The 24,869-nt window shown below is 49.8% G+C and carries 36 protein-coding genes and 1 tRNA gene; 19 read left to right on the top strand and 18 right to left on the bottom strand.

Annotated features, from left to right (window positions below):
* Positions 1 to 13: 13 nt before the first annotated feature.
* On the top strand, positions 14 to 370 hold the full coding sequence (locus OGV38_RS20010) for a hypothetical protein (RefSeq protein ID WP_100272247.1): 357 nt from the start codon (positions 14 to 16) through the stop codon (positions 368 to 370).
* A 239-nt stretch (positions 371 to 609) separates the two neighbouring features.
* Here OGV38_RS20010 and OGV38_RS20005 read toward each other — a convergent pair whose 3' ends face one another.
* From OGV38_RS20005 to OGV38_RS19990, 4 genes are all read right to left on the bottom strand, one after another.
* Positions 610 to 879 carry a hypothetical protein gene (locus OGV38_RS20005; protein WP_286474588.1) on the bottom strand — a complete coding sequence of 90 codons (270 nt, stop codon included), beginning with the start codon at positions 877 to 879 and terminating at the stop codon, positions 610 to 612.
* 7 nt (positions 880 to 886) lie between these two features.
* Positions 887 to 1,504: a glycoside hydrolase family 19 protein gene (locus OGV38_RS20000; RefSeq protein ID WP_286474585.1), complete on the bottom strand. Its 618-nt coding sequence runs from the start codon at positions 1,502 to 1,504 to the stop codon at positions 887 to 889.
* A gap of 156 nt (positions 1,505 to 1,660) precedes the next feature.
* On the bottom strand, positions 1,661 to 1,942 hold the full coding sequence (locus OGV38_RS19995; RefSeq protein WP_286474583.1) for a phage holin family protein: 282 nt from the start codon (positions 1,940 to 1,942) through the stop codon (positions 1,661 to 1,663).
* Positions 1,929 to 2,315, bottom strand: coding sequence for a phage holin family protein (locus OGV38_RS19990; protein ID WP_061549813.1), 387 nt, complete (start codon positions 2,313 to 2,315; stop codon positions 1,929 to 1,931). The genes OGV38_RS19995 and OGV38_RS19990 overlap by 14 nt, the downstream gene beginning before the upstream one ends.
* Positions 2,316 to 2,603: 288 nt before the next feature.
* Here OGV38_RS19990 and OGV38_RS19985 point away from each other — a divergent pair, with 288 nt between their 5' ends.
* Positions 2,604 to 3,623, top strand: a complete 1,020-nt coding sequence (locus OGV38_RS19985; RefSeq protein ID WP_061549814.1) for a hypothetical protein — start codon at positions 2,604 to 2,606, stop codon at positions 3,621 to 3,623.
* 14 nt (positions 3,624 to 3,637) lie between these two features.
* Here the strand turns inward: OGV38_RS19985 and OGV38_RS19980 are convergent, their stop codons facing one another.
* The 12 genes from OGV38_RS19980 to OGV38_RS19925 form a co-directional block, all read right to left on the bottom strand.
* A complete protein-coding gene (locus tag OGV38_RS19980; RefSeq protein ID WP_008323293.1) occupies positions 3,638 to 4,015 on the bottom strand; it encodes an antiterminator Q family protein in 378 nt (125 codons plus the stop codon).
* Positions 4,016 to 4,029: 14 nt separating this feature from the next.
* Positions 4,030 to 5,019: a DUF968 domain-containing protein gene (locus OGV38_RS19975; protein WP_286474572.1), complete on the bottom strand. Its 990-nt coding sequence runs from the start codon at positions 5,017 to 5,019 to the stop codon at positions 4,030 to 4,032.
* A 7-nt stretch (positions 5,020 to 5,026) separates the two neighbouring features.
* Positions 5,027 to 5,818, bottom strand: coding sequence for a KilA-N domain-containing protein (locus OGV38_RS19970; protein ID WP_180836747.1), 792 nt, complete (start codon positions 5,816 to 5,818; stop codon positions 5,027 to 5,029).
* Between the two features lie 109 nt (positions 5,819 to 5,927).
* Complete coding sequence (locus OGV38_RS19965; protein WP_048231595.1) at positions 5,928 to 6,296, bottom strand: RusA family crossover junction endodeoxyribonuclease; 369 nt, start codon at positions 6,294 to 6,296, stop codon at positions 5,928 to 5,930.
* On the bottom strand, positions 6,293 to 6,613 hold the full coding sequence (locus OGV38_RS19960) for a LexA family protein (RefSeq protein ID WP_286474563.1): 321 nt from the start codon (positions 6,611 to 6,613) through the stop codon (positions 6,293 to 6,295). Before OGV38_RS19960 ends, OGV38_RS19965 begins: the two co-directional genes overlap by 4 nt.
* 1 nt (position 6,614) lies before the next feature.
* Positions 6,615 to 6,833, bottom strand: a complete 219-nt coding sequence (locus OGV38_RS19955) for a hypothetical protein (protein ID WP_257663932.1) — start codon at positions 6,831 to 6,833, stop codon at positions 6,615 to 6,617.
* Entirely contained in the window at positions 6,820 to 7,488 is a 669-nt protein-coding gene (locus tag OGV38_RS19950) for an MT-A70 family methyltransferase (RefSeq protein WP_286474555.1), read from the bottom strand. The genes OGV38_RS19955 and OGV38_RS19950 overlap by 14 nt, the downstream gene beginning before the upstream one ends.
* Entirely contained in the window at positions 7,488 to 7,931 is a 444-nt protein-coding gene (locus OGV38_RS19945) for a hypothetical protein (protein WP_286474552.1), read from the bottom strand. Before OGV38_RS19945 ends, OGV38_RS19950 begins: the two co-directional genes overlap by 1 nt.
* A 2-nt stretch (positions 7,932 to 7,933) precedes the next feature.
* Positions 7,934 to 8,878, bottom strand: a complete 945-nt coding sequence (locus OGV38_RS19940) for a conserved phage C-terminal domain-containing protein (RefSeq protein ID WP_065944720.1) — start codon at positions 8,876 to 8,878, stop codon at positions 7,934 to 7,936.
* Complete coding sequence (locus OGV38_RS19935) at positions 8,862 to 9,047, bottom strand: DUF4222 domain-containing protein (protein ID WP_071524480.1); 186 nt, start codon at positions 9,045 to 9,047, stop codon at positions 8,862 to 8,864. The genes OGV38_RS19940 and OGV38_RS19935 overlap by 17 nt, the downstream gene beginning before the upstream one ends.
* Before the next feature lie 240 nt (positions 9,048 to 9,287).
* A complete protein-coding gene (locus OGV38_RS19930; protein WP_138828645.1) occupies positions 9,288 to 9,752 on the bottom strand; it encodes a YmfL family putative regulatory protein in 465 nt (154 codons plus the stop codon).
* 25 nt (positions 9,753 to 9,777) lie between these two features.
* A complete protein-coding gene (locus OGV38_RS19925; RefSeq protein ID WP_032207801.1) occupies positions 9,778 to 9,975 on the bottom strand; it encodes a Cro/CI family transcriptional regulator in 198 nt (65 codons plus the stop codon).
* 92 nt (positions 9,976 to 10,067) lie between these two features.
* Between OGV38_RS19925 and OGV38_RS19920 the strand changes: the two genes are divergently transcribed.
* The 16 genes from OGV38_RS19920 (at position 10,068) to cmoB (ending at position 21,403) form a co-directional block, all read left to right on the top strand.
* The gene (locus OGV38_RS19920) at positions 10,068 to 10,727 is read left to right on the top strand and encodes a LexA family protein (RefSeq protein ID WP_072284236.1); all 660 of its coding nucleotides are present in this window, start codon (positions 10,068 to 10,070) and stop codon (positions 10,725 to 10,727) included.
* 632 nt (positions 10,728 to 11,359) lie between these two features.
* Positions 11,360 to 11,436, top strand: a tRNA-Arg gene (locus OGV38_RS19915).
* Between the two features lie 344 nt (positions 11,437 to 11,780).
* On the top strand, positions 11,781 to 12,395 hold the full coding sequence (locus tag OGV38_RS19910; protein ID WP_286474543.1) for a hypothetical protein: 615 nt from the start codon (positions 11,781 to 11,783) through the stop codon (positions 12,393 to 12,395).
* Positions 12,395 to 13,432 (top strand): ParB-like helix-turn-helix domain-containing protein, encoded by a 1,038-nt coding sequence (locus OGV38_RS19905; RefSeq protein WP_286474541.1) that lies wholly within the window; start codon positions 12,395 to 12,397, stop codon positions 13,430 to 13,432. Before OGV38_RS19910 ends, OGV38_RS19905 begins: the two co-directional genes overlap by 1 nt.
* Positions 13,416 to 14,036 carry a hypothetical protein gene (locus OGV38_RS19900; protein ID WP_286474539.1) on the top strand — a complete coding sequence of 207 codons (621 nt, stop codon included), beginning with the start codon at positions 13,416 to 13,418 and terminating at the stop codon, positions 14,034 to 14,036. Before OGV38_RS19905 ends, OGV38_RS19900 begins: the two co-directional genes overlap by 17 nt.
* Positions 14,033 to 14,287 carry a hypothetical protein gene (locus OGV38_RS19895; RefSeq protein ID WP_139935667.1) on the top strand — a complete coding sequence of 85 codons (255 nt, stop codon included), beginning with the start codon at positions 14,033 to 14,035 and terminating at the stop codon, positions 14,285 to 14,287. The genes OGV38_RS19900 and OGV38_RS19895 overlap by 4 nt, the downstream gene beginning before the upstream one ends.
* Positions 14,284 to 14,754 (top strand): ead/Ea22-like family protein, encoded by a 471-nt coding sequence (locus OGV38_RS19890; protein WP_286474533.1) that lies wholly within the window; start codon positions 14,284 to 14,286, stop codon positions 14,752 to 14,754. Before OGV38_RS19895 ends, OGV38_RS19890 begins: the two co-directional genes overlap by 4 nt.
* Before the next feature lies 1 nt (position 14,755).
* On the top strand, positions 14,756 to 15,511 hold the full coding sequence (locus OGV38_RS19885; RefSeq protein WP_286474530.1) for a hypothetical protein: 756 nt from the start codon (positions 14,756 to 14,758) through the stop codon (positions 15,509 to 15,511).
* A 10-nt stretch (positions 15,512 to 15,521) separates the two neighbouring features.
* Positions 15,522 to 16,238 carry a DUF550 domain-containing protein gene (locus OGV38_RS19880; protein ID WP_286474527.1) on the top strand — a complete coding sequence of 239 codons (717 nt, stop codon included), beginning with the start codon at positions 15,522 to 15,524 and terminating at the stop codon, positions 16,236 to 16,238.
* Positions 16,235 to 16,807: a 3'-5' exonuclease gene (locus OGV38_RS19875; protein WP_286474525.1), complete on the top strand. Its 573-nt coding sequence runs from the start codon at positions 16,235 to 16,237 to the stop codon at positions 16,805 to 16,807. Before OGV38_RS19880 ends, OGV38_RS19875 begins: the two co-directional genes overlap by 4 nt.
* A gap of 38 nt (positions 16,808 to 16,845) precedes the next feature.
* Positions 16,846 to 17,082 (top strand): excisionase family protein, encoded by a 237-nt coding sequence (locus OGV38_RS19870; RefSeq protein ID WP_003034696.1) that lies wholly within the window; start codon positions 16,846 to 16,848, stop codon positions 17,080 to 17,082.
* Between the two features lie 58 nt (positions 17,083 to 17,140).
* Positions 17,141 to 18,454, top strand: a complete 1,314-nt coding sequence (locus OGV38_RS19865) for a tyrosine-type recombinase/integrase (RefSeq protein WP_115601838.1) — start codon at positions 17,141 to 17,143, stop codon at positions 18,452 to 18,454.
* Positions 18,433 to 19,206, top strand: a complete 774-nt coding sequence (locus OGV38_RS19860) for a DUF72 domain-containing protein (protein ID WP_211941309.1) — start codon at positions 18,433 to 18,435, stop codon at positions 19,204 to 19,206. Before OGV38_RS19865 ends, OGV38_RS19860 begins: the two co-directional genes overlap by 22 nt.
* 52 nt (positions 19,207 to 19,258) lie before the next feature.
* Positions 19,259 to 19,654: an MAPEG family protein gene (locus OGV38_RS19855; RefSeq protein WP_016153418.1), complete on the top strand. Its 396-nt coding sequence runs from the start codon at positions 19,259 to 19,261 to the stop codon at positions 19,652 to 19,654.
* 40 nt (positions 19,655 to 19,694) lie between these two features.
* Positions 19,695 to 20,438 carry a carboxy-S-adenosyl-L-methionine synthase CmoA gene (gene cmoA, locus OGV38_RS19850; protein ID WP_016153419.1) on the top strand — a complete coding sequence of 248 codons (744 nt, stop codon included), beginning with the start codon at positions 19,695 to 19,697 and terminating at the stop codon, positions 20,436 to 20,438.
* Positions 20,435 to 21,403 carry a tRNA 5-methoxyuridine(34)/uridine 5-oxyacetic acid(34) synthase CmoB gene (cmoB, locus tag OGV38_RS19845; protein WP_016153420.1) on the top strand — a complete coding sequence of 323 codons (969 nt, stop codon included), beginning with the start codon at positions 20,435 to 20,437 and terminating at the stop codon, positions 21,401 to 21,403. The genes cmoA and cmoB overlap by 4 nt, the downstream gene beginning before the upstream one ends.
* A gap of 166 nt (positions 21,404 to 21,569) precedes the next feature.
* Here the strand turns inward: cmoB and cutC are convergent, their stop codons facing one another.
* Positions 21,570 to 22,316 carry a copper homeostasis protein CutC gene (gene cutC / locus OGV38_RS19840; protein WP_181500319.1) on the bottom strand — a complete coding sequence of 249 codons (747 nt, stop codon included), beginning with the start codon at positions 22,314 to 22,316 and terminating at the stop codon, positions 21,570 to 21,572.
* A 2-nt stretch (positions 22,317 to 22,318) separates the two neighbouring features.
* Entirely contained in the window at positions 22,319 to 22,885 is a 567-nt protein-coding gene (locus OGV38_RS19835; RefSeq protein WP_047502136.1) for a VOC family protein, read from the bottom strand.
* A 238-nt stretch (positions 22,886 to 23,123) separates the two neighbouring features.
* Here OGV38_RS19835 and argS point away from each other — a divergent pair, with 238 nt between their 5' ends.
* Complete coding sequence (gene argS / locus OGV38_RS19830) at positions 23,124 to 24,857, top strand: arginine--tRNA ligase (RefSeq protein ID WP_016153423.1); 1,734 nt, start codon at positions 23,124 to 23,126, stop codon at positions 24,855 to 24,857.
* Positions 24,858 to 24,869: the final 12 nt, after the last annotated feature.

Here is a 24,869-nt window from a genome sequence, read left to right as displayed (position 1 = left end):
TCAAAGAGGATTTATGAACGCCTTCACATTCAAAAATTGTTCTTTCATTGATAACGGCATTGGCATATCAGCCCCTGCTGATGTTGCCATTAAAGCCGAAGGCACCACATTTACTAATAACGGAAAAGCAGTAGAAATAAGAGATAAGTTGCCTCCAGAAATTTCGTCACTTTTTTCTGAGGGTGTTAGTAAGAAAAAGCTACTTGAGTTGATAGAAAATGTCCGTAAGGACGAAAATCCAGAGCCTGACTCTGTTGCTCGTCGTCTTAAAAAATTGGGATTAAGTAAATGGATTGCAAATGGCGCAAATGTAGTAACTGTTGGGACAGCTATAGTCCAAATAATTAGCAAGCTTTACAATAATAATTAATAATACTACCATCCTAACATCGAAGCATATTTCTGATACATCCTCGAAATGAGCTAGAAAGCCCACTGATGTGTGGGCATTCTAGCAATAGTTTTCAACTCTATTTTTACTTTCCACAATTCGACATATATGCTTTGTTATGCACCAAGATGTCTTTCTTCGTCTGGCGATCCATTACCTCAATGTCGTGCTCGGTTAGGTAGATGATGTTCACCCAGTCACAGGCAGTGTCCGTTACTTCAGGTTTTACGGGTAAATTTTTCGCGCAACTCACGGTCAACATCGTCATCAGGAAGATGATTAACAGTCTGCTGTACATCCCTGGCTCCTTTTGTTGTCTCTATCCGGCGTTCTGCAACGGCTTCAGTAGCTGCTGCACGTTCTTCAGTGCGTTGCTGGTCCGCTTTTGTCTCAGCGATGTTAGTACCGCGTGATTTACCCAGACCAAAAGCACCTGCAATTGCAGCCAGCACAGCAACAGCCAGGCCGATAATCATTTCAAGTCCCATTGCGACCTCATACCAGTGCAGTTTTTGCTTTGGCGTAGCGTGCACGGCGGTCGTTAATGCCGTTCTGTCCACCATTGATAATCTGAGTGATGCGGACCAGATCGCCGGAGTAGCTCAGGCATCCGCTGGTGGCGTAGAACCATGCAGCTGATCGAGCGGCGTTGATGTCCTTTTCCAGCAACTCAGGATTACTGACTAAATCCAGTTTTAATCCCGTTCCGCATCGGCGGTAATTATCAAGACCGGTAATCTGAATCAGCCCACGGCCACGATATTTCCACCCATCGCCTGATGCTTTGTTACCGAGGCGATTGCTGTACACCAGATTTGCAATGGCTGGCTGATTGGCTACCTGCCCTTTTTCTTTGTTACGCCCAAGCATATATGCCTGATAGTTCGTAATGCGGCGTCCAAAGGTGGTCAGCAGAGCGGCAGGGGTGTAATTGAAGCTCTCCACCAGCGCAGAGAATCCCGCTGATTCATGTCCTGACTGAGCAATAAACATTGCCTGGTCTTCAGGCTTAACAATGCCGAACTCTTTCAGTACCGCGTCAATGTGCGGAAACCAGCGCGAAGCTAACCCGGCGCTTACACCAGCCGCCTGTTGAAATTGTGATTGGTTCATATGTGTACCGGATTAAACAACTAATAATGGTAGGGATTAGAATTCACCTAAGATGATGAAATTCAATTTAATTTAAGTCACAATGAGACTTAAGATAAATCCTAATGATTCTATCTACTTTGCGGGTTGTAGCGATGTCGTTGCGACTCGCATTTTTTATTTGTAAACAGCATCAATAAGCCGCGCCACATTGCCTCTGACGGCGACCAGCACAGACAGGAAAATAACGTTGGCCCCGATAGTGGCCCACGATGAGTAAGGGTAGATACCGCACAGATACGCCAACGGAACGGCGCTGTAGATGACCGTAAGCAGCCACGCTAAGCGAGATATCCACGGTCGATGTCGTGAGTCGCCGCGACGATAAAACATCAAGGTCAGCACTACCCCAGCACAAAGCAATGCATTAAAAGTTGCCGATGGGTCATTTAGTACCACCTGAACCTCCCCGGCGCGTTATCAGCGCCACCAGCGAGCCAACATCCTGGTTATTCAGAAACGTCAGGATTTTGACAGCTAAAGCAGAAACGATTACGGCTCCGATAGCGTCCAGAGGCTTATCACTGTAACCAGTCCAGTCAGCCAGCTTTGAACCAACCAGCCCTGAGCAGATGATCCCGGCGATGTAGGACACGACAAAATACGCCAGCCGACGTGCTGAGCTAAGGTCCGCAGCCGTTGCAATGTAAAATACAGCCCCGGCAAAGGAGCCGAACACCACGCCGTAATCGGTTCCGGAAAGAAATCCATAGACACTGGCCCCCGTCAGGACACCACCAGCCAGCCCAGTACCGGAAATCGGATCGGACATTTAGCCCCCTCTTTATTGCTGTGAGTCCTCTCAGAACGAGGGGAAATAAAAAGGGCCACCAATTGGCAGCCCTGAATACGACAAAACCCCGCTGCGGCGAGGTTTTTAAATGATGTTAAGTACGTGTCTAAGTGACCACTCTTAACACAATAATCCACAAAATGCGGACCGCGTTAGTGCTTTTTATCTGTTTTTCCATTATTTTCTTGCTACACAGCTAAAAAATAAAAGAAAAGCAGGCGTTGCCAAACCTCACGGTGACAGTTGGCTTAGAATGAGGACATACTTTTGGATAAGTTTGATGAGATTCATGTGGATATTGAATCTGAGCAGCAAGCCTTCGATTTGCTTGAAAGCTATCTTGATGGTTATGGTTTACCTGACAGCTTAAGTTTCAATGGATGGCCAAACCTTACCATCAAATTAACCGGTGATAAATTTAACAGATCCCTTACACCTTCAGTCATGAAGGGTTTTGTTGAAATGCAGGCTCAAATCAACAAATCATATGCCCTTGCCAAGTACGGTGTCCCTGACGTCCGCAAACTGACCAAAGAAGAACTTGACGCTCTGGAAATTGAAGTTACGGTAGAGCAAGGTTCTTCAATAGTAGAAATTAACATTGATGGTTTTTTAACCAAACTCACACAGGAACTTGTTGGTAAAATGAACGCAACTGAGATCATGTTTACTGTTCTCGGCGCAGCAGTCATCTGGGGCGGAGTAACAGTATTTAAACGGTTCTTGGACAACCGCAAAGATACTCGCCTTGCAGAAATTGCTAAGGATGGAGAGAAAGAACATCTCCGGACTATGCAGATCATGAGCGAGCAAGAAACTAAACGCCTGCGGGTCATTTCGGAAATGGTTGCGGAAAAGCCGCTTCTCGATAACATGGACCGTATGTCGTATGACGCTAAAACCCAGATGGTTAAATCCTTTGTGCGTTCAGATAGCGCCCAAATTGATGGCGTTACTATTGATTCTGAAATGGCGAAAGAGTTAGTTACTAATGCTCGTAGACGCTCATCAGAAATGAGAATCGATGGTATTTACCGGATTGAAGAAGTTAATAACACTGATCCAGAGAGCTTCAAAGTTAAGGTTCGTCGTGTCGATACCGACCAACGCCTAACCTGCGTAGTTCAGGATGTATTCCTTGATGAATCCGGAAATAAAGAAGCGTTGCAGCGAGCTGAATGGGAAAGAAAACCTGTTCATCTGAGTATTAACGCAAAACACGTCGATGGTGACATTAAATCAGCAGTAATTCTCTATGTTCGAGACGTGGAGAAAAAGCCCGAGTAATCGGGCTTCAAGCATCAATCTTTGACTTCCGGGTCCATCTCTAAACGAATTTCCAGCATCGAGAGGCAGCCATCAATAAACCCCTCGGCCATCTGTATCTCGATGCGTATCAGTTTCTCATCCTTCTTTCGCGCTTTAGCTATCTTCCGCTTCGAGATACCGTACAGGTAATGAGCGACTAGAAGTGAATGCTCGTATGGTTTTCGGCTTTTCAGTCGTGCCAGGCACCCTTCAATGATAAGCGCATCATCATCAGTACATGACAATCTGGTTTTGCTTGTCTGCGGTAAAAGTCCCTTGAATCCTGCCGCGATCGGGGAGTAATCCACACCAGAATTATCGCTTGATGCCCAACCGCCCCATCGCTCTAATACCATCTGAATATCTCGCATGTTATCTCCACTGTTCATGCAAGCACGCCGATTGCCAGCGCACGATCTATAACCCGAAACACCAGGACCAGTTGGTCGCCGTATTTCGCTTCAAATGCCACAGGATCAGCATGCAACTCGTCGTGATGCTCTCTGCACAGAGGAATCACAAACAGGTCGTGTGCTTTTGTACCCATTCCACCCTGCCCGTGGCCAATCAGGTGGTGGGGGTCGTCAGCTTGCTTGTTACAGCAGACGCACGGCTGGGCCTTAACCCATCTAGTGTATTTCTCATTCACCCAGCGGCGACGCTTGGGTTTAAGCATGAAGGATTCCGGCGTCTCTGGGTCAACCTTCATTGCCACTATCTTTTTCGCTTTCTCCTGTACCAGTTGTTTGGCGGGTAATGCCGGAACAATATCGCTTTCACGTGTTACCGACTGGTGGGACTCTTTCTTCAGACGAAGAGCTTTATGTGCTACGGCTTCAGGTATCTCATCAGCCAGGTCGCTCCTGACCATCCACCAGCAAAACTCCGGCAGCGTCAGAATGTGATCCTCACTGAAACCTAATTGGCCGTTTACAACCTTCAGTAGCCAGGATACCAGGTTTTCACGGGCTATACCCGCCAGACCTTCAGTGAACTGATCACGAATTTTTAAGTCACAGCCCCAGCACGTGCGGATTGAGCCAGGAGCATGCCGGGTGATGGTGTAATTGCGATCGTGCCACTCGCTGTGTGGGTACTGACATTCCAGTTTTCTTTCGAGCCAGGCATCCAGTGAATTGAGTCCACCAGCACTATGTATGACCTTCTGATTTTCAAAGACATCACGCATCAATGGATCGTTATGAAGCTCCTGAGCAGTCTCCGGCAGCATGCCAGAGGGTAACTCAGCCATTGACTCTGCCTGTGGCTCGATAAGAACACGCCCATGTCTGAACAGATGCATCAGTTCACTGCCTGGGCGAAATATCACTACCCCGGTCATCGGTGCAACTTCAGGTGTAAGTAGAGCTCTCACTGTTACCTCAGGCTACGATGTCGATTATTTTTAGTAGTTCACTAAACTTAGATTCGAAGAAATGTGGCTGTGTTTCTCTTGGGTTGGCTGGACTGGTGATGTTCTTCCCGTACATGCAACCTTTCGCAGTTAGCGACCAGAACTTTTTAACACCATTGACACCGGTGCGACTGTGGCGCTCTTTTTGCTCAACAATGCCAAGCCTGGACATCATGTGATAAACCTGATTCGCTGTGATGCGGATATTTTTTGCTTTGAGGAGAGCACTTAGTGACTGTGTCGGGCGACTGGAACCGTCCAGGGCTCCTGCGGGAGCATCAATAGCATAATGCGGCATTAGATCCGGTAAACCTGCTACCTGCTGGAGCTTTTGATAAGCGCCAAGTTTAGATGAGTTCGAAAGATTGAGCAGTTTTGCAGCAGATTCAAGCAAGATTACCCCAGCCTGAACACGATCGGATGCACCTGCAGATTTTCCTGATGTTTGAATGGCATCAAACGTCCTGATCACTTTCAGATTGAATGCTGCGCTAATCCACATTGCGTATGAGTAAACTAATTCACGGCAAACATATGTACCCTGCAATTTTCCGCCTCTAATAACACTTACTGGCTCAGGTACATCCGAGTTGCAAATTTGCAACTCGGTTATTAATTGCTCCGTTTGTTCATTTCGAAGCCAGAAAGCTGGCTTATGTTTATCAAGTCCACCTGCTGCTCGGTGAAGATCATTGAGGCTATAACGACCAACAACGTCACGACTTACGGATACACCATCAATTACCATCAACTGATTCATAACCTTCTCCACTTATTGAAATGCGAAGCGGACTGCACCCCACTACGCCGGTTTTCGTATTTTACAGACTTCGAAATGTGCTTGCATTGTCACCTGTATGTTTGAACAGTTATTTATAGTGATTAATATTGATTTCTACTCTTCCGGGTTTTGCTACCGGTCCCCACTCGATAGCCATCCGTTTAACCTGACTATCGTCTTCCCAGACTCTGGCATTCGTCAGTGCGTCGAACAGCGCTTTGTTGTAGTTATCCAGATCCCGCCGTCTGTTATCTGGCGGGAAAAGAACTATGTTTACCTCAACGTTGACGTTAACTGGCTTAGGTATGCCGCCGTACTGCTGCACAACAGAGGCATAAACATTCTTCTTGAACTTCCTCCCCATCTCACTTATCAGATGCTTACCCTTTAACGCACCACGGTCAGGGGACCGGTAATAGGTGTTAACTGTTGGCGGGAATGGCAACGTTAATTTCATTGCTGAACACCTCTCGCTTCCAGCCATGACAAGGCGCGTTCTCTTGAATCGCTATCACCGTTAATGAGTGACTTGATGATCGATATCGCGTCTACCTCATCGTTTGCTGAAATAACGGTAATCCCTCTGGAAACTCCAGGCGCAACTGAGATATATCCCTTCTTTGCTATGGCCTTCACATGCTCCGCTGCAGTGTTCGGTGATGAGCAACCAATCAGCCCAGCCAGTTCACATATCGTTGGAGGGAATCCGAACCGGCGCTGATAGTTCACGATCGAACCAAGTACTTCACTTTGTCTCACGGTAAGTTTGTTCACTTCAGCGCTCCTTAATCCGCTTGTTCAGAATCCCGACTTCGAGATACAAATGAGATGGCGTAAAGCCAAGTTGCTTAACCATCCCCATGGCACCGTTAAAAATTGGCCTGGCTATTTCGTCACAATTCATACTAGGGTTCGCCTTGCGTTTAGCGGTTATTTCCTCGTTGCATCTTCTGGCGATGTTACGAAGCGCGTTACGTGCTTCAACGTCCTGCATAAGCCACCTCCAGCAGCGCATCAGGCTTACCAACGTAACCAGGTGACATGATTACATCAGGATTTTCTGCCTGATTTCCCCAGTGATGCCAGCCGGGAGCCGAACAGCGGCTGAACAACTCAATGCGTGATACATCGCCATATAACTGCTCCAGACGGTAACGAGCTTCTGCTGGCTTCTGGCTGTGCTCGCCAAGTGGGCTGTAGATAACCTGTTTTATGCTTGCGTTCTGACGCTCAAGACCTTTCCCTCTGGTAGCAATTAGCAAATCCTCGGTATTGGCGCGAGTATGGTTACCACCGTTCATTCGGGTCTGAGCGTTCAACAGGTCGAGGAAGTCGTAAAAGTCCTCTACTCCACCAGCCTGAAGCGCTTTATTGATATGCTGTTCTGCCAGTGCGTTAAGCTTCACCCAGGTGAATCCCTTCATGGTCCGAACCTTAAAACCCCATGCCTCAGCAAGTTCGATCGCTTCACGGGTATGTGTACCGGTGAACCACATGGCCAGAACGGAATCTTCCGCAGCCAGCTCCCAGACGGGCAGACGTTTTATGTCGATGAGTTTCATCGTGCCGTAATGGTTTTCCGCTGCGCCATTGCTGATAGTGTTCCCGTATTCCCATGGTGGATCAGCGTAAATCAGTGAATAGTTCATTAACGGCCTCCCGAAAATCGACCAGCCAGATAACATCCGTCTTCGGCAATAACTGCTGGCTTAGCCAGGCCAAGACAGCGCTGACGTTCTGCCAGTATTGCTGCTCGCTCTGATTCAATGGCTGATACGCTGAACGCCTCCATGTAAATCGTCGCAGCACGGTGAAAGAGACCTTTCGACTCCAGACCTTTCGCCGTTTCCATCAGGGCGCTGACTTCAGGAGTAGGTTCAAACACTTCGAAGTGGCAATCTGCTGGCGGTTCCGCGTAGTAACGGAATTGACGGCCATCACGTTTACGTGTTGCCAGTTCTGAACCATAAAGTCGGCAAACAGTGAGTTGAAGTTGGTCCTGGCTGTATTGGGTCAGACCTTCGATGATGTCCCTGGTCGTGGAGCCGGGGTTCATGGCAATAAACATCTGTACCGTTTTCAGAATGCTCATCGTCACCCCCTGAACCCTGGTGGAATAGCGCTGTAATCAGTGTTCTTGAAGCTGGGTTTGAAGATGCCATCTTCACGGGCCCATTCCCCATTCACTCGTTCTGGTCGGCCAGCTTTGTCCCAGTTATTTGCAGACTTAAGATATCCAGGGAACTTGGACGGCTGGAAAAGCGTCTGTGGTCGCAGGTAATCAGACATCTTCAGGTCATCGCCCCACTTCGCGTTGCAGTAATCCACCACCAGCGACAACTCTTCAACGGTGAACCCTTCACCGATTCGTGCTCGGATGTTTTGCATTGACGTGGTTGAAACCTGGTAGCGTGAGTTCGTGACCTGGTTCAGGTGAGATAACACCGATTTGGCCTGGTCAGTGATCAACACTTCACGGTCTGGTTGCGCCGCAACCGGACAAGAAGGTTTATTAGTCTGTATGTCTAAGTCTGGTTTAACGTCTGTATAGAGATAGGATTCCGCACTTTCGCGATTTCCATGATTCCCGTTATTCGCGGTTTTGTTTTCGCGGCTTCGCGGAATGGTTCCCGCACTTTCACGCTTTCCATTCCGTACTTTCACGGTCTCAGATTTCTCAGGAAAAATTAGAGAAATAAGCAGGTCACCATCCATTCGATAATGCTTAGTTGGGGTGCCATTTACTTTCTTAGAGCACGTTTCAAATACGCCAGGAAGGTATTTAGTAATAATCTTTTTGACCAGTCGCTCTGTTTGATCCTCAGTTAGCTCACCCGCTTCTTGGCCAAGTTCCTTATGGGTTTTATAGAACCATCCATCTTCTGAACCAAACGCTGACCAGAAAACAAGGTTGTTAAGAACGGCTGCGAGCGCATGGGCCTGCTGGTCATCCTTGAAAAACAGCAAGTATGGCCTTGGAAGAACAATAACGTTCTTCTGACCAGACATAGACTGGACGATGTCAAATATTCTGCTCATGGTCGTCCTTTAACTCTGTAAATTTGCGCTGGAATTGCTCAAGAGGGCTGAAGCACTCATGCTCGTACCCTTCTCGAAGGTATATAACGCGCTGTGTATCTGGCTCCCAGCGGACAACTCTGACGGGAACTCCGTAGTGATCTCTGAACCGCCGGTTAACTTCAGCCATTCCTCGCGCCCCTTCTCGTTCATCTGAACAAATGCTTCTACCATCAAGTCTGCTGGCTGGTAGTTGCCTCCATCAGCCGCGTTATTTATGATTTCCACATAGCCGAACTGGGCATCTTTACCCACCAGCGGCAAACATCTGAATTGCTTAGCTGGTCTGAATCGGTTTACACTGTTCATGCGTTAGTTTCTCCACTGAATACGACACGCCACGACGCCAGGAGCTGCACACTCGCTGGCGTCACTTCTTTTGACGGCGGCTGAATAAGGCCACAATCGCGCGGATTTCTTCTTCACGCGCTGCCAGATGACGGCGGTGATGTTCCTGAATCTCTTCGGCTTCATACTTTTCAATCACTCCATCCTCAAGCGCCTTCTGGATAATCTGATCAACCTGCCCTCTTGCAGCTGCTGTACGCATTGCACGACTGAACAAGTCAACACGGTCCAGATCTTCCAGGCTTGGTACGTCCACCAGCAGTGCGCCGCGACGCTTGGCAAAGTAGTCAGCAACAAATGACGTGTTGGAAATGTCCTCCATCGCTTCCAACTCGGTGACTTCAAAGAAACGACAACCGTTTTTCTCGTACAGGTTGTTGTTGAATTGAGTTTCTGACATGCCCAATGCACCAGCCATAGCCTGACGGCCTCCGGGGTACGCCTTGCACATCGCTTTCACCACTTCTTTCAGGGTTTGCTCTACCATCTTGCTTTTCCTTTGGTAGTTATGTTTAAGCTGCTGTGTCTGTAGACTTTTGGTAAAGGCTGGCATCGTATTTAAGCTTGCCTTTAGTGATACGTTCGATAACAAAAGCTTGCTTCTGAGGGATCACATCACCCCATCGGCACACTGCAGGATGGGAAATTCCCAAAACACTCGCGGTTTTTGATACCCCTCCGAAGTGTTCTATGACGTCAGTTTTAAGCATGGTTCCTCCTGGTTAACTCACGCCTTAAAGGTAACAAAAGGTACATTAAATAGCAAACAACAGTTACAAGGAATCAATGTAACATTGGTTACATGAAAACAGAGATGAAAGACCGAATAAGATCCCGGCGAGTCCAGCTCGATATAACTCAGCAGACCCTGGCTAAACGCCTTGGGGTGAGTAGAGTGTCCGTTACCAAATGGGAGAACGGTACAACTAAGCCTGACGGAGAAAACCTTCACCAACTTGCGATGGCTTTACAGACCACTCCTGAATGGATTCTTTACGGCAAGGGGGATGAGACTCAAGATGACACCAAAGTTATCCCATACCTGAAGCCACCTACCGCCGTTCCTATTATCTCTGCTGTTCAGGCCGGGGTATGGACTGATACCTATGCATGCTCAAGGCTTACTGATGTGATTTCATGGACTCAAACCACAGCAAACGTTTCTGATGAAGTTTTCGGATTGGTAGTTCGTGGTGAGTCAATGACTAACCCACATGGACTTCCATCAATTCCGGAGGGCTCAATCGTTATTGTTGAGCCACATTACGGACAACTTGATGACCTGTATGGGAAAATTGTCGTAGCAATACTTGATGGTTCAGCAGAAGCGACTGTGAAGAAACTTGTTTGGGATAGCCCTTACTCCTATCTCATGCCGCTTAATCCCGCCTTTAAGCCGATCCCCATTGATGGCAATTGCCGCATTGTAGGCAAAGTTGTTCAGATAACGCAGAACATCTAAGTAACTCATTTCTAATGCCAGATATCATTCTGGCATTTTTTTCACCTCCAAGGTAACAAAAAGTACATTAACTTACTTGACCGTCATAGTAACTAAAGGTACATTTAAAACACACCAGACGAACCCATAGTTACATTCATCTGGTGAAGCCTCGGTATCCTGTAATGGCTGTCACTTCCCACACTTTGTGGCAGCCATCTTTTTAGGGAGCATAAGGCGGTCCCGGTAAGCATCTCGCAGGGTTCTTACCGGGACTGGAAGAGTTACCACTTGGAGACGGTCCTTTTAAATGTCCTGGACAGTGGCGCTTTGGTCGCGATAACAACCACTCCAGTTGATCCTGGGAGTTATCAGGTCAGTGAGATGCCAGCACTCTCGACGGCAGTGACAGCCGGAAGTAGACGGCGCAGCCCAGACGATATCTGAGTGGCTATAAAAACAGATGGACGTCGGTGGAATCCCGACAAATGGGTTTCATGTACCGAATGAACACATGATGACGCGGGGAAAGAACCGTGACAGGAGGGAAGTAGACCCCGCGAACACAACAGGTAAGAGCATTTGTATGTTGGCTGTGATTGTTAAGTCTGTCGCAACGCCAAGATTGAAAAGAATGCAGTGCTCTTACCGTTGTGGCATTAGCTCAGTTGGATAGAGCAACGGCCTTCTAAGCCGTGGGTCGCAGGTTCGAATCCTGCATGCTGCACCAGAATCACGTAGCCAGTGTGGTACCAGGAAGTAAGAAAGCTGTGTGGAGTCTTGGCGGTACCAGTACCAACCTTTGAGATCCCTGGTACCGCCCTTTTTACTCAACTGAAAGCGCGTTCTGTCCCTTGTCATTAAGTGCCAGTTCGTTAAATCCAAAACCAGCGGAACGCGCTTTCAATTGAGTGGAGAAACTAAGCGGCGATTGCAGTCGCCCGTTTCACTAAGTGCCTCTTGATGGGGCATTTACTGAAACGAACCTAAAACTTTTATTCGCCTTTTGGCGAGGGATTCGTGCAACCAAAATTCAGCGCCGTGCAGGGCGCATATAACACGGAGAAACTAAGCATGACGACCACACAGAACGTCACTGAGTTACAACCACGTATGACCAGAGAACAACTGATCGATGCAGCCCGTAAAGCTGCCCCTCTCCTTCCGGTTGCTTACCGCGGGATCATGACCGAACTGGCTAACCGTCTTGATATCGTCAGCGTGGCGCTTTGCGAGTCAATGGAACAGCGTAAAGCTCTTGCCATCGAGAACACCGTTTTACGCGACGATGTTAACTGCTGGGCTAAAGAGTGCGACCGCATCGTTGAACGTCACACCAAATCACCGACAAATATGCATATGCTTGAAGACCAAAAAGAACTTCGTGAATTAGCACCGGCAACAGAAATTGTTATTGCTGAAATTAGGCAAAACGCAATTCCTGAAGGATGGAAGCTCGTGCCCGAACAAATGTATCTGGATGCGTCAGACATTGAATCTATCTGTGGCAGTTGCGGTAATGGTGATGGGCTATACGGTGATTTCACTGACGGAATTCTGTGGGTTGGTGAGCTCAGCAACGATGGTGTAATAAAATATGGCCTAAATATCGCGAGCGCTGATTACCCTGATGATGGGTCAGTAACTATCCACGAGTTCAAAGATGTCGTCGGTAAGGGATCACTCTGATGGCTAACTCATTCAAACAAATGTCCCGTGACGGGACCATCAAGCGCACCGATACCGGGATGTTTATCAGCCTTGACCATATCCACGTGCGTGAAGGTTTCAACAAGCGTGAAGACGACGAACGCACCCGCCAGGCAGATGATGACCTGTTTAACTATCTGATGAACGGTGGCACGGTTCCTCCACTGGAGGTTATCGCACGTGATGAAGGCGGTGTGTGGGTTGTTGAAGGCCATCGCCGTCGCCGTTGCTATGCGCGTTGCGCTGAAGCTGGTAAGCCAGTAGACCGCATTCATATCATGCCGTTTAACGGTAACGATGTGCAGCGACTGGCTCGCATCATGACCAGTAATAACCAACTCCCACTTTCCGATATTGAACAGTCTGCTGTTATTCAGGAGCTTCATAACGCTTTCAACCAGACCACCAGCGAGATTGCAAAGCTGGTCAATAAGTCTGTAGCGACCGTTGAGAAGTTGCTCACTCTGAGCACCGCTAATTATGACGTTCAGCAGGAAGTTAAATCTGGTGCCGTATCTGTTGATGTTGCTGTTGACCGCGTTCGTGAGTTTGGCGAACAGGCTGGCGAAGTTCTCCAGCACGATAAAGCCGTAGCCGCCGCCCAGGGGAAAACAAAGGTTACGCGCAGCTCTATCGCGCCAGAACTCAACATTAAAAGTGCTCGCCGGTTCGTGGAGTTAATGGCCATGGCGACGATCAGCGATGAAGGCGTGTTCAATTTGCAAGGCACGGCACTGGCTGAAGCGCTGGCGATCATCGACGAACATAAAACCATTGCTGAAGCTCGCGAAACCTATCGCCTTTCACAGCCAATCCCTACTACAGAGATTATCGGGAAGGTGCTGTATGTGAAGCTGGACGGTAAGGAAATCGGCTCGGCAATAATTTATCGCGGTAAGAACGTCACGCTCGACCTAGGTGATAGAAAAATAATCGCCAGCCAGTCAAAAGCAGTGGCCCACTTCGTTAAACAACACAAACTTCAGCAGGTACATACCAATGCAAACGATCAATAACCGTATGACAGAAACTCAAATTGCTGATCTCTTCAGCCTGGCGGTTCAGTTGCAGGTTAAAGCTGAAGAATCAGATGATCGTGATACTGCAATTTTGGCCTACTCAATTCAAAACGCCTGCTCAAATTTAACGGAATCCCAGCGCGAGTTCCGGGCAGCAGACGCGACTATTCACAATCTTGAACTGAAGCTCACAGACATGGCAGTACAGCTAGCTAACTCCGAGAGCAAGTGCTGGGAGCTGGCGGCGGTAGTCGCTGAGAATGCGGCGCTTAAAAATCCAGATAACTGGCTGTCGCAAAGCGATTACGGTTATGAAGCTGCTGAGGTTGCAACTCAAAACGGAGCAACTGAAGACGAGTCACTGAGAGCGGGGATGATTGCAATTATTAATCGAATCGAAACACCAGCCACCGACGCTTTCCTGGCTGAAGTGCGGGCGCAGGAATCAGCGCCATTAGTCCGAGCTTTAACGGTTATCGCTAACTCCGAACAGCATGATGGTGAAACAGTAGTGTGTGATTTTGACACGCTAATCTCTGTTGCTGCCGGAGCGCTTAGTGAACACTACGCAGCCCAACTTCGCAAAGGAGCCGCGCTATGAGCATTGATTATTTCGAAGTGGAAGAATTACTGAGTGCCATTTACGGAATCACCGACGAACAGCGCAATGACGGTTTTGATTTTGATGAGCTTCTCTATGAGAAATTCGAAATCGGCTTTGACGAATTCATGAAGGTAATTGGCATCTTACTTCCCCTAACTCCTCTGGTTGAGTCAGCGATAACTGGCAAGAAGTATCACGCATTTATCAAAGATGGCTTAGCGCTCGTTAAGCAGGAGGCAGCCCAATGACAGCACTCAACAAACAGGAGCTGCGTGAAGCAGCAGAGAATGCGACAGCAGGGCAATGGGTTGTTGAACTCGGCGATGAGGTTTACGCCGTTGATGGCGATGACAGCGAGCAAATTGCCATGGTGTTCAGTGACAACGGACGGAGTGATGCTGCATTCATAGCCGTAGCAAGTCCCGTAGCAGTGCTGTCTCTGCTGGATGAAAACCTCCAACTACAGCGCGACAAAGATTCGCTTGAAGCAGTTGCGGTTGCTATGCGTGACGACATGCGGGATGCGCGTGAAAAGCTGGAAGCCGCAGAGAAGCGCATAGCAGAACTGGAGGCGCGGACAGTTTGCCTTCCTAAACTTCCAGTTCTCGGCTCTAACGCTGAGTGGTACGAGGGATTTGCTGCTGGCGCATCCGGTATGAGAAATGAATGCGCCGACGCAATCCGCGCTGCTGGCATTGGCGTGAAGGGGGAGTGAGATGATTCACTATCACGGCGGACCAATAACGCCGGATACGTGCGCCATGAAAGCGTGGAAAGGACGCCATGCGTTTATCAGTTTCGCGCACTCCGGGCAAATTAACCTCGCGGCTGAATACTGCCAGTCATTCGCGCTGGACAACGGTGCATTCACTGCGTGGAAAGCAGTTGGCAAAAACAAAATCGACTGGAGCGATTACTACGAGTTTGTGGCCCGCTGGAAAAATCACCCAGGCTTTGATTTCGCCATCATCCCGGATGTTATCGACGGCGGCGAGGAAGAGAACGAAGCGCTTCTTGATGAGTGGCCGCATGGGGAATTTTTCGGCGTTCCTGTCTGGCACATGAATGAAAGCGACGAACGTTTTATCAGGCTCTGCAATGAGTATCCCCGCGTTGCAATCGGTTCATGTGGCGACTATGACGTTAAGCGTCCCAACCTTGCTGTAGCCAGAATGAAAGACCTGATTCGTCATGTTGTTGATGCTCACAGCCAGCCTGTCACGAAGTTGCACGGTTTGCGCATGTTAAACCCGCTGATATTCACAAAGTTACCGTTAGCCAGCGCTGATAGTACAAATGTCGCCCGTAACATCGGCATCGATAAAGCATGGTCTGGTGCTTACGCGCCAGCTTCAAAAGAAACCCGCGCCGCGTTAATGGTAGAGCGCATTGAATCGCATAACAGCCCCGGCTCTCTTGCGTACTGCGAGCAGCGTGACCGGTTCGACATGCAACTGCAATTAGCAGTTTAAGGAATAACCCATGACAACTAACAACCACCCGGCGCACGGTCCTGTATCACTCGAGCGCCTGCATCAGATACGCGAAATACTCAGCAAAGCATCAGCACAAAGTGACGGCGGTAATCTCGGCTACGCAATGGCTGATGCTGTGAAGGTGATTGATGGGATGATTTCTCGCGAACTGGTACGCCGTGAACATGCAGCATGGTCAGATGAAACATTCGGCGATGTCGGTCCAGTTGGTCCGCTGAAGCACCTTTCCAAAGAAGCTATCGAGGCTGCTGCGGAACCAGACGAGATGAGCGAATGGGCTGACATGCAATTCCTGTTATGGGATGCGCAACGTCGTGCCGGTATCAGTGATGAGCAGATTACCCAGGCGATGGTAGAAAAGCTGGCGGTTAACAAACAGCGCAAATGGCCTGAGCCGAAAGATGGTGAGCCGCGACTGCATATCAAAGAGCAGCCTGCGCCGGTTGTGCCAGATGGTTACTGCATCATGCCTGTAGCGCTGACTGCCAAAAATGGCGCGAAATGGGCCTTGTCTGGTGAGTTCAGTACCGCACGCGAAGTTACCTGTCCTGAGTGTGAAGGTGATGGTTGCAGTGATTGCGACGGAAGAGGCGATTGGTACGAGGACCAGGCTATCGACTGGACAACTATTAAAGAAATCTACCGCAGAGCAGTTGAAGTGTGCGCGCTGCCAACTGGACAAACTCAGGATAAAATAGCATGAACAATTTAATGATCGATCTCGAATCCATGGGCAAAAAACCGAATGCCCCTATCGTCTCCATTGGTGCCGTGTTCTTCGATCCGCAAAGCGGTGAACTGGGTCAGGAGTTTTACACCGCCGTTAACCTTGAAAGCGCTATGGAGCAGGGAGCGGTGCCGGATGGTGACACTATTCTGTGGTGGTTAAGACAAAGCTCAGAAGCGCGATCAGCAATCTGTGTTGATGATGCGATGCCGATATCGTCTGCCCTATCTGAACTGAGCCATTTCATTAATCGGCATTCTGATAACCCTAAATATTTAAAAGTTTGGGGCAATGGAGCTACTTTCGACAACGTTATATTGCGCGGCGCATATGAGCGTGCCGGCCAGGTTTGCCCGTGGCAATCTTGGAATGATCACGACGTCAGAACCATCGTCACATTAGGCAGAGTTGTTGGTTTCGATCCTAAGCGAGACATGCCATTCGATGGGGTGGCACATAACGCACTGGCCGATGCGCGCCATCAGGCAAAATACGTGTCCGCGATCTGGCAGAAATTGATTCCGACCACCAGCAGCGAGCTTTAATTTCCCCTGGGTGCAGCCAGGGTAATGGATAAATAACCATGAGCAATATTTTCCAGTTAGCCCCCAACGAGTGGGTTTGTGAAAGCGTTCTTATCGCGGTTACCGGGCTCAAGCCCGGTACCATCCTACGGGCAAGAAAAGAATGCTGGATGGTCGGGAGGGAGTATATCCACGTATCGCCTGACGGGAATCCTAAACCTTCCAGTGAGTGCATGTATAACAGAAAGGCTGTAGATGCCTGGGTCGCTTCAATGAAAAGCAAGCAGCCAGGGTGATTTGATGCCATGAAAAAGGTAAGCTCGTATCGCTCTTGGGCGTCTGGAGGTAACACAAATGGATAAAGTCACATATCCAACAGGCGTCGAAAACCACGGTGGCACATTACGCATCTGGTTTAATTTTAAAGGTAAGCGTGTCAGGGAAAGTCTCGGTGTCCCTGACACCGCTAAGAACAGGAAGATAGCCGGGGAACTGCGGACATCAGTATGTTTTGCCATCCGCACAGGAACCTTTGATTATGCAACTCAGTTTCCTGACTCCCCTAACCTCAAGGCTTTTGGTGTAAGTAAAAAAGACATTACAGTGAAAGAACTTGAAGAAAAATGGCTGGATCTGAAACGGATGGAAATCTGCGCGAACGCATTCAATCGCTATGAGTCTGTCGCAAGGAATATGGTGCCGAGGATCGGAGGTAATCGCCTGGTGTCAGCAGTAACCAAAGAGGAATTGCTGTATCTCAGGAAAGATTTGCTAACTGGTTACCAGAATCCGACGAAAAACAAAGCTCCGGCAAAAGGGCGAAGCGTTGTTACTGTGAACTATTACATGACGACAATGGCCGGAATGTTTCAGTTTGCTGCAGATCACGGTTACTTAGAGGTGAACCCATTCGAGGGAATTAAACCTCTGAAAAAAGCCAGGGCAGAACCAGATCCGCTGTCTCGTGATGAATTTATTCGCCTGATAGATGCATGCCGGCATCAGCAGACGAAAAACCTGTGGTCATTAGCAGTGTACACAGGAATGCGTCACGGGGAACTGGTCTCCCTGGCCTGGGAAGATATCGACCTGAAGGCGGGAACAATTACCGTCAGGCGTAATTATACGAAACTTGGTGAGTTCACTCTACCGAAAACCGAGGCAAGCACAGATCGAGTGGTGCATCTTATCCAGCCCGCAATCAGCATCCTGAAAAATCAGGCTGAGATCACAAGGCTGGGCAGGCAACATCACATTGAAGTTCAGTTACGTGAGTACGGCCGTTCGGTGAACCATGAGTGTACATTCGTCTTTAACCCGCATGTGGTCAGACGCAGTAAGCAGGTCGGATTTATCTACCGGGTCGATTCAGTAGGCGACTCATGGGAAGCTGCACTTAAGCGCGCGGGGATCAGACACAGAAAGGCGTACCAGTCACGACATACCTATGCGTGCTGGTCATTATCTGCTGGTGCAAATCCGAGTTTTATTGCCAGTCAGATGGGACATGCGAGCGCGCAGATGGTGTTCAATGTTTACGGTGCATGGATGGCTGACAGCAGCGCAGAGCAAATAGCAATGCTCAATCAGAAGCTGGCAGATTTTGCCCCATTGATGCCCCATAGCCACGAGAGCAGTACGGGAGGATTATTAAAATCAGTAAGTTAACCCCTAACGCCCGTCATGTTAACTGTGTGGAGGGCAATACCACGCTGTACGCGCTGCCAAAAGCCGACATTGTGGCCCGCTGGCATGCGCAGACTACCGATGCGTTTCGATTTTGTTTTAAGTTTCCGGCCACCATTTCGCATCAGGCCGCGCTGCGTAATTGCGATGACCTGGTACACGAGTTTTTCACGCGCATGTCGCCACTTGAATCACGCATTGGGCAATACTGGCTGCAATTACCCGCAACTTTTGGCCCGCACGACCTGCCAGCCTTGTGGCAGTTTCTCGATGCGCTCCCCAAATCCTTTACCTACGGTGTGGAAGTTCGCCATCCGGACTTCTTTGCCAAAGGCGAAACAGAGCAGCTATTCAATCGAGGCCTACATGAGCGCAGGGTAAATCGGGTGATTCTGGACAGTCGACCGGTACATGCCGCAATACCACATACTGAAGCGATACGTGACGCCCAGCGCAAGAAGCCAAAGGTTCCGGTGCATGCAGTGGTGACGGCAAACCATCCGATGGTACGCTTTATCGGCAGCGATAATATGGCACAAAACAGCGCGCTTTTTGCCGTCTGGCTGACCAAGCTGTCGCAATGGCAACAAACCACAACGCCGTATCTGTTTTTACATACCCCGGATATCGCGCAGGCCCCTGAGCTTGTCGATACGCTATGGGCAAATTTACGCAGCGCCCTGCCAGAGATCGGATCAGCGCCGTCTATTCCACAGCAATCTTCTCTTTTCTGAAAATGCCACCTATCATAGTCAATGCCATCAGCCATTTTAAAAGGGAGTTTGTATGGTAAGCGCGCTTTATGCCGTATTGGGTGCGTTATTGTTAATTAAGTTCTCCTTTGACGTCGTTCGCCTGCGCATGCAATACCGCGTTGCATATGGTGACGGAGGTTTTAGCGAACTACAAAGCGCTATCCGCATTCACGGTAATGCGGTGGAATATATTCCCGTCGCATTGGTGCTGCTGTTATTTATGGAAATGAACGGCGCTGAAACGTGGATGGTGCATATTTGCGGGCTGATTTTGATTGCCGGACGACTGATGCATTATTACGGATTCCATCACCGGCTTTTCCGCTGGCGCCGTTCAGGCATGAGCGCGACCTGGTGTTCGCTGTTGCTAATGGTGCTGGCGAATCTTTGGTATATGCCCTGGGAGTTGGTTTTCTCCCTGCATTAGCGCACAATACGCCACTTTATTTTTCCCGGATTTTTACGTTATGTCTCACCGCGACACGCTTTTTTCTGCGCCTATCGCCAGTCTGGGTGACTGGACCTTTGATGAACGGGTAGCTGAAGTCTTCCCGGATATGATCCAGCGATCCGTTCCTGGCTATTCCAATATCATTTCTATGATTGGGATGTTGGCCGAACGTTTCGTACAACCCAACACACAGGTCTACGATCTGGGCTGTTCTCTGGGCGCGGCGACGCTCTCGGTGCGTCGCAATATTCATCACGAGAATTGCAAAATTATTGCCGTTGATAACTCCCCGGCTATGGTTGAGCGCTGCCGCCGTCATATTGACGCCTATAAAGCGCCGACACCGGTTGACGTTGTCGAAGGCGATATTCGCAACATTACTATCGAAAACGCCTCGATGGTGGTGCTGAATTTTACCCTGCAATTCCTTGAGCCACCTGAGCGCCAGGCATTGTTGGATAAGATTTATCAGGGGCTTAACCCCGGCGGCGCGCTGGTACTGTCTGAAAAATTCAGTTTCGAAGACGCTAACGTTGGCGAGCTGCTGTTCAACATGCACCACGATTTCAAACGGGCAAATGGCTATAGCGAGCTGGAAATCAGCCAAAAGCGCAGCATGCTGGAGAACGTGATGCTGACCGACTCGGTCGAAACGCACAAAGCGAGACTGCATCAGGCGGGCTTTGAACACAGCGAATTGTGGTTCCAGTGCTTTAACTTTGGTTCTCTGGTGGCACTGAAAGCTGAGGTTAGCGCATGATCGACTTTGGTAACTTTTATCAACTGATTGCCAAAAATCACCTTTCCCATTGGCTGGAAACGCTCCCGGCGCAAATCGCGACCTGGCAGCGCGATCAGCACGGCTTGTTTAAGCAGTGGTCAAATGCGGTCGAGTTTCTGCCCGAGCTGACGCCGCATCGCCTGGACTTACTGCATAGCGTTACCGCCGAAAGCGATGAGCCGCTCAGCGACGGTCAGCTCAAACGTATCGACACCCTGATGCGTAACCTGATGCCATGGCGTAAAGGGCCGTACTCGTTGTACGGCGTCAATATAGATACCGAGTGGCGCTCGGACTGGAAATGGGATCGCGTTCTGCCGCACTTGTCTGACCTCACCGGGCGCACCATTCTTGATGTCGGCTGCGGGAGTGGATATCACATGTGGCGCATGATTGGCGCGGGGGCGCATCTGGCAGTTGGTATCGATCCTACCCAACTGTTTCTGTGCCAGTTTGAGGCAGTACGTAAACTGCTGGGCAATGACCAGCGCGCTCACCTGCTGCCGCTGGGTATTGAGCAGCTTCCGGCGCTCAACGCCTTTGATACCGTATTCTCCATGGGAGTGCTTTATCACCGCCGTTCACCGCTGGAACACCTGTGGCAGTTGAAGGATCAGTTGGTGAAAGATGGCGAACTGGTACTGGAAACGCTGGTCGTCGAAGGTGATGAAAATACCGTACTGGTACCGGGCGATCGCTACGCGCAGATGCGTAACGTTTACTTTATTCCTTCTGCGCTGGCGTTAAAAAACTGGCTGGAAAAATGTGGGTTTGTTGATGTGCGCATCGCTGATGTCTGCGTCACCACCACCGAAGAGCAGCGCCGCACCGAGTGGATGATAACCGAATCACTGGCCGACTTCCTCGACCCGAACGATCACAGCAAAACGGTGGAAGGCTACCCGGCCCCATTACGCGCGGTATTGATTGCACGTAAGCCGTAATCATTTTTGCCTGATAGCACTCTTTCTGCAAAATAGTTCAACTTGCAGCAAGGCAGACAGCTCCGTTGCGGCTTGAAATATGCAGGATAAAAAAAGGCCCCTGTTGAAATTGCAGGGGCCTGGTACGAGCAAGCATCATATGGGCGACATGATGCAACGGTAAAAATCAGCTGGCCTGGTGGTGTACAATGATTGCTTTCATTTCCGCAACCGCCGCCCCGTCTACCGCATAGCGTGAATACTCATCCGCCTGTGGATCCGAAGACATCGACAACCCCGAATTGCGATAACGCATGGGGGAAGCCAACCATACTCCGGCAGAACTGTGGACTTCCTGCACTCCAGCATCAAGGAACAGGGACAAATTCGAGGCGCGAACCCCCGCTCCGGCCATAATGATTGGAGCATCCCCCTGCGCAATAAGTTCCATAATTTTTGTTAAACCTTGCGCCGCATCTGATTTTTGCCCGGAAGTCAGCACTCTGGCGATGCCCAAATCAGCTAATTTTTTTAGCGCATTGAGTGGGTTAGCGCACATGTCAAAGGCCCGATGAAAAGTGACGTGCAGCGGTCCCGCCGCGATCATTATTTTCTCCATGCGCGGCATATCGACATCACCCTCTGCATCTAAAATGCCGGTTACCAACCCTGAGAACCCCAGATCTCTTACCATCGCAATATCATCCAGCATTGCAGCGAATTCACCGTCGGTGTAACAAAAGTCGCCCCCGCGCGGGCGAATAATGGGATTGACCGGAATCGAGATATGCTGGCGAACCGAACGCAAGACGCCCAGGGACGGCGTTAAGCCCCCCTCTTTGGGCGCCGAGCAAAGCTCAATGCGATCCGCGCCGTTTTGCTGCGCCGTGCGCGCGCACTCCATGCTGTAACAGCAGATTTCCAGTAATGCCATACTCACTCCTGACGTTCGCTTGCCACAATGGCTTCAATCGACCACGGATGGAATTTTATCGTCACGCTGCCATCGCTGACCGCCAGCGTTGGATTCGGTAAACGTTCGCGCTCGCCTTTTGGCGAACTGGTTTTTACAAATATACCCGGCTGGCTCAGCCCGTGATCTGAAAGCAGCGCCAGCGCTCGTGCATTCAGCGTCTCCACCTCACCCGGCAGAACAATTTCAACATGCTCCCAGCCTTCATGCGGATAACGCTTTTCGCCCGGCCACGGCAGTTCTACGATAGTAAATTGCCAGTGTTGCACACAAACTGGCTCATCGAGTTTGAACAAGCAAATCGGTCGGCCATTGATGATATTTTCTGACAACAATTCGCCGCACTGTTCAAACCCACGACGCCAGCGCTCTGCGGTGGTATTTTGATGACAACGCAGAGAAATGTGATCGGCTTCAAGCGATGAGACATCCAGCCCAAGGCGAGTGGAAAGATCCGTTAACGCCTGAATGAAATGCGGTAAATCTGCGGAAATATCATGCAGTTCTGCAACTGTTTGCCAGTTCGCCATAATGAAAGCTCATATCCATATTCAAAGCCGCTAATTTACCCTGTTGCGCAGCCCCAACCAACTGCTGATTTTCTTAAGCGCAATATGAATAATTATACGTAATGACAATTTTTATATTTCAGGGTGCTGGAGATACTCGCAATGCTGACGGCAACGGGCATTTGCAGTATACTCCCGCCCTTAATTCTTAAACTGGTGCGGTGCATTTTAAGCCGCTTCATAAATGTAAGGTATTCCGGTGAATATTCAGGCTCTTCTCTCAGAAAAAGTCAGTCAGGCCATGATTGCTGCAGGCGCGCCTGCAGATTGCGAACCGCAGGTTCGTCAGTCAGCAAAAGTACAGTTCGGCGACTATCAGGCTAACGGCATGATGGCTGTCGCTAAAAAACTGGGTATGGCGCCGCGACAACTGGCTGAGCAGGTGCTGACTCATTTGGATCTCAACGGGATCGCCAGCAAAGTTGAAATTGCAGGCCCGGGCTTTATCAATATTTTTCTCGATCCGGCATTTCTGGCGCAGCACGTTCAGCAGGCGCTGGCTTCCGATCGTCTGGGCGTCACCCAACCGGCTAAACAAACCGTTGTGGTTGATTACTCCGCACCTAACGTAGCGAAAGAGATGCACGTTGGTCACCTGCGTTCCACCATCATCGGTGATGCTGCGGTGCGTACGCTGGAGTTCCTCGGTCACAATGTTATCCGCGCCAACCACGTCGGCGACTGGGGTACTCAGTTCGGTATGCTCATCGCATGGCTGGAAAAACAGCAGCAGGAAAATGCTGGCGAGATGGCGCTGGCTGACCTTGAAGGTTTCTACCGTGATGCGAAAAAACATTACGACGAAGATGAAGCCTTCGCGGAACGTGCCCGGAGTTATGTCGTGAAGCTGCAAGGCGGCGACGAGTACTTCCGTGAGATGTGGCGCAAACTGGTCGACATCACCATGTCGCAAAACCAGTTAACCTACGATCGCCTGAACGTCACCCTGACCCGTGACGACGTCATGGGTGAAAGCCTGTACAACCCGATGCTGCCTGGCATCGTGGCCGATCTCAAAGCTAAAGGCCTGGCTGTTGAAAGCGAAGGCGCTACCGTCGTATTCCTTGATGAGTATAAAAACAAGGAAGGTGAACCGATGGGCGTAATCATTCAGAAGAAAGATGGCGGCTATCTCTACACCACGACCGACATCGCCTGCGCCAAGTACCGTTATGAAACGCTGCATGCCGACCGCGTACTTTATTACATCGACTCCCGTCAGCATCAGCACTTAATGCAGGCCTGGACCATCGTGCGTAAAGCCGGTTATGTGCCGGATTCTGTGCCACTGGAACACCACATGTTCGGTATGATGCTGGGTAAAGACGGCAAGCCGTTCAAAACCCGTGCGGGTGGCACGGTTAAACTGGCCGATCTGCTGGATGAAGCGCTGGAACGCGCACGCCGTCTGGTAGCGGAGAAGAACCCGGACATGCCTGCCGACGAGCTGGAAAAACTGGCTAATGCGGTCGGTATCGGCGCGGTGAAATATGCCGATCTGTCCAAAAACCGTACCACCGACTACATCTTCGACTGGGACAATATGCTGGCGTTCGAAGGGAACACTGCGCCGTATATGCAGTACGCCTACACCCGCGTACTGTCCGTGTTCCGTAAAGCCGATATCGACGAAAGCGCGCTGGCAAATGCGCAGGTGATTATCAGTGAAGATCGCGAGGCTCAGCTGGCTGCGCGTCTGCTGCAGTTTGAAGAAACGCTGACCGTTGTTGCACGTGAAGGTACGCCGCACGTGATGTGTGCTTACCTGTACGACGTTGCCGGTCTGTTCTCCGGCTTCTACGAGCACTGCCCAATCCTTAGCGCTGAAAACGAAGAGATTCGTAACAGCCGCCTGAAACTGGCGCAGTTGACGGCGAAAACCCTGAAGCTGGGTCTGGATACGCTGGGTATCGAAACCGTAGAACGTATGTAAATCAGCTCACCT

Source organism: Citrobacter sp. Cb080 (genome assembly GCF_030334745.1).
GTDB lineage: Bacteria > Pseudomonadota > Gammaproteobacteria > Enterobacterales > Enterobacteriaceae > Citrobacter > Citrobacter braakii.
This window is presented reverse-complemented; position numbering and strand designations above follow the sequence as displayed.

Bases quoted from the DNA above. Each gene is read 5' to 3' on its own strand.
- OGV38_RS20010 (WP_100272247.1), top strand. From the start codon at position 14: ATGAACGCCTTCACATTCAAAAATTGTTCTTTCATTGATAACGGCATT.
- OGV38_RS20005 (WP_286474588.1), bottom strand. From the start codon at position 879: ATGGGACTTGAAATGATTATCGGCCTGGCTGTTGCTGTGCTGGCTGCA.
- OGV38_RS20000 (WP_286474585.1), bottom strand. From the start codon at position 1,504: ATGAACCAATCACAATTTCAACAGGCGGCTGGTGTAAGCGCCGGGTTA.
- OGV38_RS19990 (WP_061549813.1), bottom strand. From the start codon at position 2,315: ATGTCCGATCCGATTTCCGGTACTGGGCTGGCTGGTGGTGTCCTGACG.
- OGV38_RS19980 (WP_008323293.1), bottom strand. From the start codon at position 4,015: ATGCGAGATATTCAGATGGTATTAGAGCGATGGGGCGGTTGGGCATCA.
- OGV38_RS19970 (WP_180836747.1), bottom strand. From the start codon at position 5,818: ATGAATCAGTTGATGGTAATTGATGGTGTATCCGTAAGTCGTGACGTT.
- OGV38_RS19965 (WP_048231595.1), bottom strand. From the start codon at position 6,296: ATGAAATTAACGTTGCCATTCCCGCCAACAGTTAACACCTATTACCGG.
- OGV38_RS19955 (WP_257663932.1), bottom strand. From the start codon at position 6,833: ATGCAGGACGTTGAAGCACGTAACGCGCTTCGTAACATCGCCAGAAGA.
- OGV38_RS19950 (WP_286474555.1), bottom strand. From the start codon at position 7,488: ATGAACTATTCACTGATTTACGCTGATCCACCATGGGAATACGGGAAC.
- OGV38_RS19945 (WP_286474552.1), bottom strand. From the start codon at position 7,931: ATGAGCATTCTGAAAACGGTACAGATGTTTATTGCCATGAACCCCGGC.
- OGV38_RS19940 (WP_065944720.1), bottom strand. From the start codon at position 8,878: ATGAGCAGAATATTTGACATCGTCCAGTCTATGTCTGGTCAGAAGAAC.
- OGV38_RS19935 (WP_071524480.1), bottom strand. From the start codon at position 9,047: ATGGCTGAAGTTAACCGGCGGTTCAGAGATCACTACGGAGTTCCCGTC.
- OGV38_RS19930 (WP_138828645.1), bottom strand. From the start codon at position 9,752: ATGGTAGAGCAAACCCTGAAAGAAGTGGTGAAAGCGATGTGCAAGGCG.
- OGV38_RS19925 (WP_032207801.1), bottom strand. From the start codon at position 9,975: ATGCTTAAAACTGACGTCATAGAACACTTCGGAGGGGTATCAAAAACC.
- OGV38_RS19920 (WP_072284236.1), top strand. From the start codon at position 10,068: ATGAAAACAGAGATGAAAGACCGAATAAGATCCCGGCGAGTCCAGCTC.
- OGV38_RS19910 (WP_286474543.1), top strand. From the start codon at position 11,781: ATGACGACCACACAGAACGTCACTGAGTTACAACCACGTATGACCAGA.
- OGV38_RS19905 (WP_286474541.1), top strand. From the start codon at position 12,395: ATGGCTAACTCATTCAAACAAATGTCCCGTGACGGGACCATCAAGCGC.
- OGV38_RS19900 (WP_286474539.1), top strand. From the start codon at position 13,416: ATGCAAACGATCAATAACCGTATGACAGAAACTCAAATTGCTGATCTC.
- OGV38_RS19895 (WP_139935667.1), top strand. From the start codon at position 14,033: ATGAGCATTGATTATTTCGAAGTGGAAGAATTACTGAGTGCCATTTAC.
- OGV38_RS19890 (WP_286474533.1), top strand. From the start codon at position 14,284: ATGACAGCACTCAACAAACAGGAGCTGCGTGAAGCAGCAGAGAATGCG.
- OGV38_RS19885 (WP_286474530.1), top strand. From the start codon at position 14,756: ATGATTCACTATCACGGCGGACCAATAACGCCGGATACGTGCGCCATG.
- OGV38_RS19880 (WP_286474527.1), top strand. From the start codon at position 15,522: ATGACAACTAACAACCACCCGGCGCACGGTCCTGTATCACTCGAGCGC.
- OGV38_RS19875 (WP_286474525.1), top strand. From the start codon at position 16,235: ATGAACAATTTAATGATCGATCTCGAATCCATGGGCAAAAAACCGAAT.
- OGV38_RS19870 (WP_003034696.1), top strand. From the start codon at position 16,846: ATGAGCAATATTTTCCAGTTAGCCCCCAACGAGTGGGTTTGTGAAAGC.
- OGV38_RS19865 (WP_115601838.1), top strand. From the start codon at position 17,141: ATGGATAAAGTCACATATCCAACAGGCGTCGAAAACCACGGTGGCACA.
- OGV38_RS19855 (WP_016153418.1), top strand. From the start codon at position 19,259: ATGGTAAGCGCGCTTTATGCCGTATTGGGTGCGTTATTGTTAATTAAG.
- cmoA (WP_016153419.1), top strand. From the start codon at position 19,695: ATGTCTCACCGCGACACGCTTTTTTCTGCGCCTATCGCCAGTCTGGGT.
- cmoB (WP_016153420.1), top strand. From the start codon at position 20,435: ATGATCGACTTTGGTAACTTTTATCAACTGATTGCCAAAAATCACCTT.
- cutC (WP_181500319.1), bottom strand. From the start codon at position 22,316: ATGGCATTACTGGAAATCTGCTGTTACAGCATGGAGTGCGCGCGCACG.
- OGV38_RS19835 (WP_047502136.1), bottom strand. From the start codon at position 22,885: ATGGCGAACTGGCAAACAGTTGCAGAACTGCATGATATTTCCGCAGAT.